The following is a 14,112-nucleotide window of genomic DNA, read 5'->3' as shown; positions in this document are numbered from 1 at the left end:
ACGAGTGGATATCAATTAGGTCGCGTCTTTTTTTTGCGTTCATGTAGCGATTAGTCGTCTTGAAATGACGGTTTAGTATCTTAAAGGCTGGTTGAATAATTCGGTTCATTGTGTATTCTTTTCAAGTGTCGGTGAGTGTTTTAAACTGTAGGTACCAGTTTGAGCAACCAATATGTAAGGGGGACTTTGATGGTACAGTGGGCAAAACGATTCAGTGAAACGAAGGAACCGGTTGTATTGATTAGTCATAATCAAAATAGGTGTGCCGGCAAAATAGTGGTGTTAATGATGAGTAGGCTGGAGTTGTGGGGTAGCTGATGAAGATTATTTTTGTGCAAACGCTGTTCCTATTCTTGTTTGTTAAGGTGCTTTTGCGTGATTGGCGGGTACTTAGTATTTGGGATATCAGTTATGCGGTGGTCAGTAGCCTAGTGAGCGGCTGGATTTTTTCAGTAATCGGGCAATATGCAGCATTGCCATTATTGGGACTGGTGGTGCTGTTTACTTGGTGGCATACACATAGCTTCAGTGAGTCATTATTTGTTAGCCTACAGGTGATTATCTGGTCAATTGTCGTCGATCATATCAGTTCACTTTTAACGTATATGTTGAAATTAGATGACGGGTATCTTTTGATTTTTATGGGATTACAGCTGGTTGGTTTAATCACATTGAATCTGATTTTAATGAATACGCATATCCAGACGACGTTCAATCGTCCCAGACTGAACCGGGTTACGGCCTTGCTGCTACTCGCCATCTATTTATACATTATTGTCAGCGAGGGCCTCGACAGTGAATTGAGAATGGTCGTCAGTAACTTAGTTGTGTTGTTGGTCGTTATGGGGCTCGCGATTGCCATCTATGATGAGTATCGGGTTACGATTCGGGCCAAGTACCAGGTTCAACAACAACGCCTGCAAATCAAAAATGATACACGGTACATGCATGAAATCGAAACGCATTATAATGAATTGCGCCGGTTTCGTCATGATTATCAGAATATAATGTTGTCGATTAATGAGTATTTGAAAACGGATGATTTGGCAGGCTTACAGCAATATTACCAACAAAATATTGCTCCAGTGACCAAGCGCGTTTCGGATGAGCAGTATAATCTCGAAGATTTAAGTCGTGTTCAGGTCAAATCGGTCAAGAGTATTCTATTTAGCAAACTCAGCTATGCGCAATCACAGGGAGTTAAAGTTCAATTTGACTTGAAGCAAGTGCTTAATGGGGTAACGACGAATGAATTAGACTTGGCAATTGCGCTAGGTATTATTTTAGATAACGCGATTGAAGCCACGGCCGGTCACTATCATGGTGAGCTGATGAGCGCCATTTTTGTTACGGCCCACAGTACGGTGTTCTTAGTTCAAAATAACGTTTTTGATTCCTTGCCACCTTTATGGCAGCTAAAGGAAGCGGGGTATTCGACTAAGGGACAAGAGCGGGGCTTAGGCTTGAGTCAGCTCAGCGCCATTGTTAATCGAAATGAAAATATGATATTGGAAACGCGGTTATTGGCCTCAGCCTTTGTTCAGCGTTTAACGGTAAAGCGGGAATGATAAAATGATCAAAGTATATATTTGTGAAGATGATACTAAACAGTTACAAACCTTGCAGCAACTGGTCAGTAAAGTGATTATTGATCGTCAATTGGATATGGGATTTGGCCTAACGAGTGCCGATCCGCATGAAATATTAGCGCATGTCAAAAGTCAGCAACCAACTCAAGCCGTCTTTCTTTTAGATATTGCGTTGAATTCGGATATTAATGGCATTCAGCTTGCCAGTCAAATTCGTGATTTAGGCATCCGAAGTAAGATTATCTTTGTGACGACGCATACGGAGCTATCATTGACGGTGTTTCAGTATCAAGTGGAAGCCCTGGATTTTATCTTGAAGGATTTTCCGGGTCGCTTATACGAGCGATTAAATACCGTCTTACGCGTGGCACAGGAGCGTTTCAAAGCTGAAGACAATGATCAAAATAGTTATATCCAGATCAAAATTGGCGAGACGATTCGATCGTTGGACGTGCAACACGTGTTATTTTTTGAAAGTTCAATGAGCCCACATAAGATTATCGTTCATTTAGATGATGGTGAACTTGAATATTACGGTTTATTAAAGGATGTGCCGGATTTGAATTCTGATTTTTATCGTTGTCATAAGTCATATGTTGTTAATCTGACCCGCATTCGGTCATTGGATAAACGGTATCGGCGACTAACGATGGCTAACGGTGAAACCGTCCTGTGTTCCGCAGCGGCCAGTCGCTACTTAGTAAGGCAGATTGGCAAAAACAATCGCTGATTGAAATCTTAGTCGATTTATATTGACGGCAGTAAAATTCAGATTGGCAAGATTCGGTTTGCTAACTAGTAAAATAATCTTTTCAGCAATTTGATTTCCCTGAAACGGTTATTTTTTTACGCTTTATTCAGGTGTATTGAATTATGAACCTGAGCTGGGCCGTTCCAATCAATTCGCTTGCGTTTATTTTGAACTTATCTTCAATGGGCCAAATAAGGTCTTAATGTAGTGTAATGGTTAGTCCGCCTGTCTTAAAACGGCCGTTGCGACGGGCTACACTAAATTATAATTAGAGGCAACCAGTTTGAATCAAGTGGGTTATGTTCGCCACAAGTACGGCTGTTAATTATGATCAAGGTTGGCTTGCCATTATTTCGCAGGTCAAATCGTCGTACTGGACATGGGTTGTCTGTGATTTGAGCGTGACTTGTGATTGGTCACTAACGATAATATTGGTGATTAGTCGTAATAACTTAAGTGTGGGAGTGAATAGAATGTGTGGATTGGTTGGGTGCTTAACGGATCGGCGAAAAGTTGATAATGCCGCGTATGATCAGGTTGTGCGGGAAATGACTAAAATGATTGTGCATCGGGGTCCGGATGATGAGGGGTACTTTGCGGATGATAATATCACGATGGGGTTTCGCCGATTAAGTATTATTGATTTGGCAGGTGGTCATCAACCGCTGTCATATGATAATGAACGTTATTGGCTAACGTTTAACGGTGAGATTTATAACTATGTTGAGCTACGTGAACAGTTAATTCAAGAAGGCTACACGTTTAAGACGGATTCCGATTCGGAAGTGATCTTAGGGATGTACGCAAAATACCAGGCCAAGTTGACGACCTATCTGCGGGGAATGTTTGCCTTTGTGATCTGGGATAAGCAGGAAAAAACGTTATTCGCGGCGCGTGACCAATTTGGAATCAAACCGTTTTATTATGCGATTGCCGGGGATGATTTTTACTATGCGTCTGAGAGTAAGGCGATTTATAAGATTTTAAAAGATAAGCATTTTGATCAAGAGGCGTTACAAGATTATTTGACGTTCCAATATGTGCCGGAAACTGAGACCCTGACAAAGGAAATCAAGATGCTGGCGCCGGGCTGTTCATTAACAAAACAGTTGGGACACGCGCCGCAAATCAAGCGTTATTATCATCGGGAGTTTCATCCAGTCGTCCGTTCTGAACAGGACTACGCGACACGGCTTAAGGAGACGTTGATTGATTCGGTTAAGATCCATATGCGTTCCGATGTCCCAGTTGGGGCGTTCTTATCGGGCGGGATTGATTCGTCAATTGTGGTGGCGATTGCCAAGCAGTTCAATCCAAATCTCAAGACGATCTCGGTGGGCTTTGAACGACCTGGCTATAGTGAATTAGACGTCGCACAGGAAACGGCTGCTAAGTTGAATGTCGATAACGTCCAAATGACCATCACGCCGGAAGCATTCATGGCAGCCTTTCCACATTTTGTCTGGAGCATGGATGATCCGTTAGCTGATCCGGCCGCTGTCCCGCAGTATTTCTTGACTAAGGAAGCCGTCAAGCACGTTAAAGTTTGTCTCACCGGTGAAGGGGCTGATGAACTTTTTGGCGGGTATACGATTTATCATGAACCCGAATCCTTGAAAGCCTTTCGGTATACGAAGCCAATCAACGGGGCCCTTCAACGGATAGCCGCGATGATACCAGCAGGAATGCGGGGTCGTTCGTTGCTTATGCGGGGGACGACACCGTTAGAGAAGCGATACGTTGGCAATGCGTTTATCTTCAATGAAACTGAGAAGCAACAGTTCATGAAGCACTACAATCGTGACCATTCGTTCCAACAGACAACCCGGGTATTTTACGATGAAGCCAAGCATTATGATTTAATCTCTAAGATGCAATTTATCGATATGCACACGTGGTTAAATGGGGATTTGTTGCATAATGCGGACCGGACAGCGTTAGCCCACAGCCTTGAATTGCGGACACCCTTTGTTGATCGGGAGGTGTTCAATCTGGCAGCGGAAATTCCAGCCAACTTGCGAATTAGCCACGGTACGACGAAGTACATTTTACGAAAAGCGGTTGAAGATATTGTACCCGCGCACGTGTTATATCGCAAAAAGCTTGGTTTCCCAGTACCGATTCGGTTGTGGCTCAAAGATGAGATGTACGATTGGGCTAAAAATATTATTGTGACGTCGCAAACCGATCAGTATTTTGACAAGACATATTTCTTAAAACTATTGGATGACCATCGAGCGGGTATTCGTGATAATTCGCGTCAATTGTGGACCGTGCTGACCTTCATGATGTGGCATAAGTTATACGTGGAAGCTGATATGTTAATGGATAGTGTAACGGCCAATCATCTTGCTGAGCAAGTCGAAATCGGTTAAGCTGTTCATATTAAAGCTAAATAAGAACTCGTTCAACGTGCCAATGAGAATAAAAATCATCCAGCGACCTGATTGTCTTAATACAAATAGGTTGCTGGATGATTTATTTTGGTGGTTTTGTAGTTGTTTCGTTAGTCGATGACGACTTTAGTGCCATACTTGATGTTGTTATAGACCCACTTGGAATCTGCAACGCTCAGATGAATGCAACCGTGTGAAGACGGTCGCTTGCCAAGATCAGCAGCGTCTGATTTGATAAAGTGACCTTGGGCATCTACGGGTGTGGAGTGGAACAAATATTCACCATGGTTGAGCCATGAGACCCAGTAATAGGCACCTTCATCAACACTAGCGCTATAAAAATATTTTCCCCGTTCGGCTTGCACATGATAGGTGCCACGGGGTGTTTTGCGGTCAGCAGTTGGCACGCCACTGGATGCATACATTGTATAGAGAACGTGGTGATGGTTCATCAAGTATAGCCGTTGTTTAGCCAACGATACGTGAATCCATAAGTCCGGATAGCGGTTGACATTGGGATACGCGACTGTTTCGGATGATTGACGCCAGTTGATTGGTGTGCGCATGACCGTTGATTTAGCCGTGGTTTTGGCTTTCGTCTTTGACACGACTTTTTTTGTGGTTACCGTTGATTGGCTAGGTCTGTGGGCATCACCAACAACTTTGACAGTGCCGACCGCCAGTAAGCCGATAACTAAAGTGATGCTAGTTAATAAAATTAATGTTGATTTGCGTTGCATGTTGCGCCCCCATAGTTGGTTGGTTCTGTCTGGCTCTGACTTGATAGTTAGTGGTAATAGTCAATACTGACCATTCAATCAAGACCTTCTCAGTAAAAGTGGAAACCAATCGTATATTACCGTTATAGCTTTCTGAAAGTGAAAATGCAACCCAGTCGAATGCTGGGTAAGTCGGTTTTACGAACAAATCGGGGTCGCGATAGTGTAAAGCGGGCATATTCGGGCTTTAAGTCAATTAACACAGCCTAAAATGACAATAATTGGTCTTCAAATAACACTGAAAATAAACAATAAATTCCAACTAAAAGTAGGAAGGCCGCCGGTGAAAATCGGGACGATTCATTGCTAGCACTCTGAGTCGCCTATTAATGAGGTTCCTGAACTAGTGACGGTTAAGTGGATTTAAAAGATAGTGACATAAAGAAAAACACTCAGCCTAGCGATAGGACAACCGAATTGGTGGTCATTGTTAAGCCGCTAAGCTTAGTGTTTTCGATGACCGTTTAAGACGACTACGGGTCATTTAGTTATTAATTTTGAACGCAATGCCGGTCGGTGCTTTTTGCGGGCCGCGCTAACCAAATTAGACCTAACAATAGGACTAAGCTAACAGCAACCATGATGGCACCAAAGATCGGTGTCCAGCCTAAGCCAAGGTTGGTCGTGACTTGACCACCAATACCGGAGCCGAGTGCGATACCGACGTTAAAAGCGGAAATATTTAACGCTGAGGCCATCGTAATATCGTGTGGTGTATTCTGTTCAGCTAACTGAACAATATAGAGTTGGAGCCCAGGGACGTTCATGAAGGCAAAGATTCCCATCAGTAGGACGGTCAATAGCCCTAGCCAGTGACTGTACCCGGTGACGCTTAGAATGAGTAAGGTGATGAGTAACCCACTGAACATCTTGAATAGTGCAATTAAGGGCCGTGCATTGGCCCAACGACCACCCAGTGTATTACCAAGGGCGACCATTAAGCCGTAAACGACTAGAATCAAAACGACAGCGCTCGCTGACCAATGCATCTGCTGTTCTAGTAGTGGTGATAGGTAGGTGTAAACTACGAAGGTACCACCGTATCCCAGCGCCGTGACGAGTAAGGCGAACAGTAGTTGTGGATTAGTGAGTACGCGGATAATCCCCCGGACCGTGGCTTTACTGGGTAACGGCAGATTACGTGGAATTAACCAGTAATCAGCTAACAAACCAATGACACCAATCATGCTAATAAAGATAAAGGACCAGCGCCAACCGCCTAATTGACCAATCATCGTTCCCAACGGAACACCAGTAACCGTTGCGACAGTCAGTCCTGTAAACATGATGGCAATCGCCGAGGCCCGTTTGGCAGGTGCGACCACGTCAGCGGCAATTACTGAGGCGACGGTCATAAAAATACCGTGAGCCAAAGCGGCCACGACCCGGCCTGCAAGTAAGACACCAAAGGTTGGGGCACTTGCTGCGAGTAAGTTACCAATAATAAATAAAATCATAATTAACATCATCAAGCGGTGACGGTTAAGCCGACCGGTGAGTAATGTCATGACGGGCGCGCCAATCATGATACCAATGGCATAGATCGAGACGGTCAGCCCAGCTTGCGCCAAGTTGATGTGAAAGTTGCTAACGAGTAGTGGCATTAAACCAACACTAATAAATTCCGTTGACCCAATGGCGAAGGCACTGATTGCGAGTGCAAAAAGTGTCCAACTGGGATTAAACTGTTTTGTCATAAGATAAGCCTCCTGCTATTGCTAAGTTGATAAATAATGATTATACTAGCAAGTGACTTTTAGACAAGTACCGACTTTAAAGTGGGATACCCACTAAAAAGTAAGTATGGAATGGAGGGACAATTATTGGAAACCAAAACGTATCATATTGGGGTCGAGGCCACAATGGAAATTATTGGGGGTAAGTGGAAATCAATTATTCTGTGCCATCTGCGTACTCAGACGATGCGGACGAGCGAATTGGAACGCGCGATTCCACAAATCTCGCAGAAAATGTTAGTACAACAACTTAGAGAGTTGGAAGCCGCTAATATTGTGACGCGCAAAGTGTACCAACAAGTGCCACCGCGCGTGGAATACGGACTAAGTGATTATGGCCGGAGTTTGTCCGTTGTCTTACATGAGCTGTGCGTGTGGGGTGAGGATAATATTGATCGCCGCCGAGCTGCGGGTGAAGAGATTGCCTTGTTACATCGAGACGATTTATAGACAATGAGTTTAAATTAAAAATGGTGCGTCAAGAATGAAAATATTCTGGCGCACCATTTTTGATTAGGGGGAGTTAATGTTGGGTCGGTTGACGACTAAATAAACAACAAATCAGTGGAGTTAACTTATTGCTACTAGCTATTGTGCAGTGATTTGGCTAGGAGTTCATCTGCGAAACTCACTGGGTTGTTACTAAAGAACTGCGGGGGTATTTTACTATACTTACTAAATATATAGAAATTCGCACAAATTCTGTACTAACCAGATTTTGAAACTTAATATTAGTAGCAATGACTCCGCTTACATTTTTAAATGGTTATGATAAGCTTAGATTATTGACGATAAATAGACTGGAGTTGGTGAGTATGACGAAGGCAGTTATTTTTGATTTAGATGGATTATTGATTGATAGCGAGGTTATTTCATTAAAGATGTATCAACGAATCGTACAGGATTATGGGCAGACGCTTTCCATGGCGACTTATGCACAGGAATACAGTGGTAAGTCGGCGGTGACGAATATGCAACACTTGATTGAACGTTTTGACTTGCCGTTTAATGTTGATACTGGATTAAAGCGGGCGTTAACGTTGGAAAAGACGTTTATGCAGGATGGCGTTGAGCTCAAACCGGGAGCACGGGTGTTGTTACAGTTTTTACACCGGAATCATTATTCAGTGGCCTTAGCTTCATCTAGTATCAAGTCGCGGGCATTAGACATTTTGACGTCCCATGATGTGGCGCAATATTTCGACCAGTTTACCTTCGGACCGGATGTCGATCGTGGTAAGCCATATCCAGATATATTTTTGATGGCATGCGCCAAACTCCAACAACAACCTGCAGATTGTTTGGTTCTGGAAGACAGTGAAGCTGGCATTCAAGCGGCGACGTCCGCGAAGATTCCGGTAATTTGTGTGCCGGATATGAAACGGCCTAACCAGCCCTATGCTGATCAGGCGACTGCGATTGTACCGTCGTTAACGGATGTGATAACGCATTTAAAATCAGTTCGATAAGATTCAGTTGTAATTAAAGCATAAAGATTATTAAATTATTAATAAGGAGCGGTTGTCCGATAGAAAAACTGCTATACTACGAGGCGTAAATAAATCGCTGACAAGTTAGCCAGTGGAACGAAGGAGTCTTGATCAATGAAGAAATTGATGATTGCTGTAACTGGTTTAGCCATGGTGGCAACGCTGGGAGCAGCGGTACCCGTTACAGGGATTACAGCGAATGCGGCGACTAAGAAGACAACGGCTACGAAGAATGTCGCACCAAGTTTGAAGGTCAATGCAATTTACAATAATACGACGCAAATTACAGGTACGGCAACCAAGGGCGCTAAGATCACCGTAAAAAGTACGGCCAACGCCAAGAAAAATCTTGGAACTGCAACGGCCTCTAAAACGACGGGAAAGTACACGGTTAAATTAGCCAAGACATTGAAGGCGCAAAGCAATGTTTATGTGTACGCCACGAATCCAACGACTAAGGCTTATTTCTACCGCGTCATCCGTGTTCAGACTGCCAAAACTACTGCCTCTTCAACTAAGAAGACGACTAACAAGACAACCACGACTAAGAAAGTGGCAACTAAATCGACGGCGGCCACTTCGTCATCCAAGAAGACGACTAAATCGTTTAAAGTCAACGCGCCAGCGGGTACTTGGAAGTCGAATACGACTAACAAGTACTCCCAAATCTTAACGTTTAGCGCTAAGAATGGATTTAATCAGACGCTTTATAAGAATGGCAAACAAGTTAAAAAGCTGGTCTCGTATGCGAGTTATAGCATGACTGCCAAGACGCCAACGTTCTGGAAAGTCAGCTATAAGTCAGGCTCGACTACTAAGACCCTATATTTACGCTATACAGCAACTAATAAGTTTACGGTCGTTAATGCTAAAAATCAGATCGTTAAAGTTAAGGTTGGCAATGCCCCAGCAGCTGTTTGGACGTTTACCAAGAAGTGACGGGTCGTTAAATATCTTAAGTGCGAACAATTCCTCGGTATTTTGGGGAATTGTTTTTTTGTTGCTTGCTGATCAATTAGATTGAACGTGGCCTAGTGAATATTAAAATAATTGAAAAAACGCAGATAGCTTATCGTCATTAGCAGGTTAGGTGAGCGCATATAAATTGGCCAATTTGGGCTGTTCATAGTGACCATGATGGAAAAGGCACTACAGCGTTGGTAAGTCATCTAGTTCGCTCGAAAAATGACTTGGTCGTGAGTCACTTCAAAAATGACCATCGTGCAGTTGTATCCATGAAGAATACTGAATAAACAAGTAAATGAAAATGGGTGTTCGTTAGCTGATACTTATCATTTAATTACGGTTATTAACACAAATAATATCACGGTGATAAAAATTTAATATTCGGATATCTGTAAAATTGTAAGTCTTTTTCTGAACGTCACAAACTGAAAATAATGTAAGATAATTAACGTCAAGAGATGTTAAAATACTATCTATGTGAAGGGAGCGATAGGCATGCAACACCGGCAATTATGGTATCGGGGCGGCCTGGGACTGGCACTAGCGCTAGTTGTGGTTGGATATCGTGGATCACGGACAGTTATTCGGGCGGTTCCCCGCGCACAATTGAGTGTTGATCAAAAAATGCCATCGACTAGCAGTGTTTTTTCTGCTTCGAAATTGACGTTGCAAGATGAGGCAAACAACTCGGCACCACAAGTGTCACCTGAGGCCCAGGAAAGTTCGGGACCTGACAAGCAGTCGGATTTAACATCAGGCAGTAGTACCAGTAGCAGTGGTATCAGTAGTGGCAATAGCAGTGGCAGTACAATACTGGAAAACGCTAAAAATAATCAAACATCAGAAACGGCGACGACCAAAGCGGCAGAAATGGTCAATGGGACGGTTAAAATGACCTTAGATACTAATGGCACATTGCATTTGAGTGGTGGGTCATTTGGTGCATCGCTAGGGTCAGCCACGGGGAGTTGGATTGTAAAAACCTTGACGGCTAACGGCTATCAACCGACCCAAGTTTCAAAGATCGTCATCGACGGTAAGATAACGGCAACTGCTATGACTAATTATTCATATCTGTTTGCTAACTTACCTAATGTTACGGCGATTGATGGGCTAGCCAACCTTAATTTAACTGGCGTAACGGATATCTCGTGGCTATTTTTGAACTGTTCACAGTTAGGCGCGTTGGACTTGAATAGTTGGGATGTCAGCAGCGTCATCAGAATGGAGGGAACGTTTCAAAATTGTGCCAAGTTAGTTACGTTGAATGTTGCCAATTGGAACACGGATTCATTACAGTATCTAATTGACACTTTCAATGGTGACAGTTCATTAACGTCGTTACCAGTTGGCAAGTGGAATACCAGTAAAGTGGCGACGATGATGCGAACATTTACGGATTGTTCTTCGCTGACGTCATTAGACATCGCTAATTGGGACACCCGTGTCGTAACGAACATGTCCGCGATTTTTAGAGGAATGTCGAAGGTTAAGAGTTTACCCATTGATAAGTGGCAAACGGGACGCGTGGTTAATATGCAGTTAGTCTTTTCAGGTGATACTAGCTTGGAAAGTATTAACGTCGCTAATTGGGATACGAGTCGGGCCACTGCGTTGGATGGGACTTTTGCTAAGCTTCCTAATATCAAGTCCCTGCCACTCGACAACTGGAATACAAGTAACGTTCAAACGATACGGAGCACATTTTATGGCGATACTAACTTGACCCAGCTGCCGATTGACAACTGGAATGTCGGCAAAGTCTTTGATTTTAATTCAACCTTCAGTGGCTGTGCCAGTTTAACAACTGCACCGGTTGCGAATTGGAACACCCAGAGTGCCACCAATCTTGGTTATACTTTTGAGGGCATGACTAGTCTCACCTCGTTACCAGTAGATAATTGGCAGACTGGTACTGTCACGAATATGGCCGGAACTTTTTCTAGAGTTAGTCAGTTAAAGAGTCTCCCGATTAGTAAGTGGAATACGAAGAATGTACAAAATATGGCGGGGACTTTTTCTGAAATGAGTAGTGTCACGGCATTATCAGTAGATAATTGGCAGACTGGTAATGTGACGACAATGAGGGGCATCTTTACCAAAGTTAGCCAAGTTAAGAATTTGCCAGTTGGTAAGTGGAATACGGCGAAGGTCGTTGACATGGGACAAGTATTTTACGGCAACCCCCAGTTAACTAGTCTGCCCATTGAAAACTGGAATACAAGTTCAGCCACGGATTTTTCACAGCTATTTGCGGAAGATTCGGGTTTACAAACCTTGAGTCTAGGTGCTTGGAATACGACCAAAGTGACTAACTTTGAATCAGTTTTCCAAAATACCAGTCTAGACAAATTAGATTTGACTGGCTGGAATACCAACAGTGCGCAAACTTATACCAACGCTTTCAGTTCGAAGTTGCCGCTTAAACGTCTATTGTTGGGCCCCAGTTTTAACTTTTTTAAGAGTGAAAGTTGGCACTTGCCAAATCCTAGTAGTGAGGCACCTTATATTGGGAAATGGCGTAGTTTAAATAATAAAAAAGTTTATACTTCGGCTGATTTGATGACTAAATACGATGGTAAAACCATTGTTGGAGAATTCGAATGGGCCACTGGCAACACGATTACAGTAAAGTATGTGGACGCTGCTGGCAAGTCCTTGGCACCCGACACGAAAATCAGTGGTGCAACTGGTGATGCCTATCATATTAAACCAATTGAGATTGAAGGGTACGTGCCAGATCAACCAGATGGGGTTCAAGGGAATTTTACCGACAAAGATGAAACGATTACATTAATGTACAGTCCTGGAGGACTAATGTTTGCCTCAGCACCGCAGACCATTAATTTTGGTCAGAATCCGATTACTGGTAAATCAGAAAGTTACGGTGCCTCCTATGATACTGGGCTAGTTATTCAAGATGGCCGGTCAATAGGTTCAACGTGGTCGCTCAATGCAACGCTCTCAGCATCAGGCTTCACTAGTAAGCAGTCGGCACGACCATTAGCGGCTGTGCTCAGTTATAAGGATCAACAAACGGGTGGCGAGTCAATTCTTACGCCAGGTGTGGCACGGTTGATCGTCAATAACCATCAAACTGTTTCGAACCAAGGCGTCAATATCCTTGGTCAGAAAACGGCACTTGGGGCACTATCGTTACAAGTGCCAACCGATCGTGCCTTGACGGATACGTATCAGGCGACGGTCACTTGGACGCTTAATCAAGGGGTTCCTAATCGATGATGAAAAAAATAATGGTTAGGTAACATAAAATTTGTAAGACTGCTTGATTGTTGTTAGTAAGTTAGTTATGTATATTTACAATGTACCACAATAACTATTCTAGCTTAATGATTGGTTTCGGCCAGGGTTGGTTTTAGTTATGCCGCAAATAATGATATAGAGGAGGAGTGGTGTTGATGAAGCGTTTGGGGTTCATCACAATTGCCATTAGTACCCTACTTTGTTGGGGGTGGTTGTCAGCACCGATTATTGGTGTGGCTAGTACGGCTGAGAGCCCAGCAACGATTCGTTTCGACGGCCAGGCTGAGTCATCGAACTCAGACACTGGCGCTAATCAGTTACAGGTGACTGAAGCGTCAAAGTCGAGTCATTCGATTGTGCATCAGCCGAATGCTAGTCAAGCTGTTCATCATCAGAACCCGGGGTGGTTACCACAAACGAGTGAACAATGGTGGCTGAGTGCTTTCATTGGTGGTATTGGGTTATTGGTCGTTTTAATTGGTTGGCAATTGGTTAACTATCTAAAAAAAAGGAGTTCATTATCATGAAAAAAACATTATTAGGACTTTTATTCTCAGCAGCATTGATTGCAACATCAGGTTTGACCGCGAGTGCGGCCGATACGCCACAAACGTCTAATGGGACAGTTGGTTTCACTGGGGGCGACATCACTATTGATAATGGTGATACGGACTTAGCTGGTGCTAGTCTTGACTTTGGTACCAACCAAATCACCGCAGCTAACAAAGACGATAACTATGACAACACGAATAAGTCAGCGGCGGTATCCGTTGTGGACTTACGGGGAACGGCTGCTGGTTGGGATTTACGTGTGAAGCAAAATGACGTTTTTAAAAACGACAAAGCGGTTGCTAATAAAGAATTGACGGGTGCGATTCTAACATTGAATGGTGTTTTGGATTCAAATGCATCGACGACTGGTGCGGACGCAACGGCCAATACCGGTGTTGCGCTAGATACACTCAATAGTGACAAGGTTTTGATGACCGCCGCTGTGGGTAAGGGGAATGGTAAGAACGTGGCTGATATTGCTAAGTCACAACTAATGGTTCCTAAGACTACGGCACGAGCTACGGGAAGTTATAGTACAACGTTAACTTGGAGCTTGAATACTGCACCAGCGAATAGCTAATAAGTATTG

The 14,112-nt window shown here is 43.5% G+C and carries 11 protein-coding genes; 9 read left to right on the top strand and 2 right to left on the bottom strand.

Annotation, left to right across the window (positions count from 1 at the left end; all coding sequences use genetic code 11):
• Window positions 1-317 precede the first annotated feature (317 nt).
• The 3 genes from ACWQAU_RS08915 to asnB all read left to right on the top strand — a co-directional run bounded on the left by ACWQAU_RS08915 (window position 318) and on the right by asnB (window position 4,715).
• Window positions 318-1,568, top strand: a complete 1,251-nt coding sequence (locus ACWQAU_RS08915) for a GHKL domain-containing protein (RefSeq protein ID WP_003642334.1) — start codon at window positions 318-320, stop codon at window positions 1,566-1,568.
• 4 nt (window positions 1,569-1,572) lie between these two features.
• The gene (locus ACWQAU_RS08910) at window positions 1,573-2,319 is read left to right on the top strand and encodes a LytR/AlgR family response regulator transcription factor (RefSeq protein WP_027821739.1); all 747 of its coding nucleotides are present in this window, start codon (window positions 1,573-1,575) and stop codon (window positions 2,317-2,319) included.
• A 494-nt stretch (window positions 2,320-2,813) separates the two neighbouring features.
• The gene (gene asnB, locus ACWQAU_RS08905; RefSeq protein ID WP_027821740.1) at window positions 2,814-4,715 is read left to right on the top strand and encodes an asparagine synthase (glutamine-hydrolyzing); all 1,902 of its coding nucleotides are present in this window, start codon (window positions 2,814-2,816) and stop codon (window positions 4,713-4,715) included.
• Between the two features lie 131 nt (window positions 4,716-4,846).
• On the opposite strand, the gene ACWQAU_RS08900 is transcribed toward asnB, so the two are convergent.
• Together ACWQAU_RS08900 and ACWQAU_RS08895 are read right to left on the bottom strand one after the other, a co-directional pair.
• Window positions 4,847-5,476 carry a L,D-transpeptidase gene (locus ACWQAU_RS08900; protein WP_003642331.1) on the bottom strand — a complete coding sequence of 210 codons (630 nt, stop codon included), beginning with the start codon at window positions 5,474-5,476 and terminating at the stop codon, window positions 4,847-4,849.
• A 530-nt stretch (window positions 5,477-6,006) separates the two neighbouring features.
• Window positions 6,007-7,212 (bottom strand): MFS transporter, encoded by a 1,206-nt coding sequence (locus tag ACWQAU_RS08895; protein ID WP_003642330.1) that lies wholly within the window; start codon window positions 7,210-7,212, stop codon window positions 6,007-6,009.
• 111 nt (window positions 7,213-7,323) lie between these two features.
• Here ACWQAU_RS08895 and ACWQAU_RS08890 point away from each other — a divergent pair, with 111 nt between their 5' ends.
• From ACWQAU_RS08890 to ACWQAU_RS08865, 6 genes are all read left to right on the top strand, one after another.
• Window positions 7,324-7,701: a winged helix-turn-helix transcriptional regulator gene (locus ACWQAU_RS08890; protein WP_003642329.1), complete on the top strand. Its 378-nt coding sequence runs from the start codon at window positions 7,324-7,326 to the stop codon at window positions 7,699-7,701.
• A gap of 365 nt (window positions 7,702-8,066) precedes the next feature.
• Window positions 8,067-8,720 (top strand): HAD family hydrolase, encoded by a 654-nt coding sequence (locus ACWQAU_RS08885; protein ID WP_003643386.1) that lies wholly within the window; start codon window positions 8,067-8,069, stop codon window positions 8,718-8,720.
• 135 nt (window positions 8,721-8,855) lie between these two features.
• Window positions 8,856-9,680 carry an Ig-like domain-containing protein gene (locus ACWQAU_RS08880; RefSeq protein WP_003642327.1) on the top strand — a complete coding sequence of 275 codons (825 nt, stop codon included), beginning with the start codon at window positions 8,856-8,858 and terminating at the stop codon, window positions 9,678-9,680.
• A gap of 522 nt (window positions 9,681-10,202) precedes the next feature.
• Entirely contained in the window at window positions 10,203-12,950 is a 2,748-nt protein-coding gene (locus ACWQAU_RS08875) for a BspA family leucine-rich repeat surface protein (protein WP_027821741.1), read from the top strand.
• A gap of 176 nt (window positions 12,951-13,126) precedes the next feature.
• The gene (locus ACWQAU_RS08870) at window positions 13,127-13,498 is read left to right on the top strand and encodes a cell surface protein (RefSeq protein ID WP_003642325.1); all 372 of its coding nucleotides are present in this window, start codon (window positions 13,127-13,129) and stop codon (window positions 13,496-13,498) included.
• Window positions 13,495-14,103 carry a WxL domain-containing protein gene (locus ACWQAU_RS08865; protein WP_013355925.1) on the top strand — a complete coding sequence of 203 codons (609 nt, stop codon included), beginning with the start codon at window positions 13,495-13,497 and terminating at the stop codon, window positions 14,101-14,103. Before ACWQAU_RS08870 ends, ACWQAU_RS08865 begins: the two co-directional genes overlap by 4 nt.
• Window positions 14,104-14,112 lie beyond the last annotated feature (9 nt).

It is taken from the genome of Lactiplantibacillus sp. 3062 (assembly GCF_055413545.1).
The sequence above is the reverse complement of the archived record's forward strand: the minus strand, read 5'-3'. Positions and strand labels throughout refer to the sequence as shown.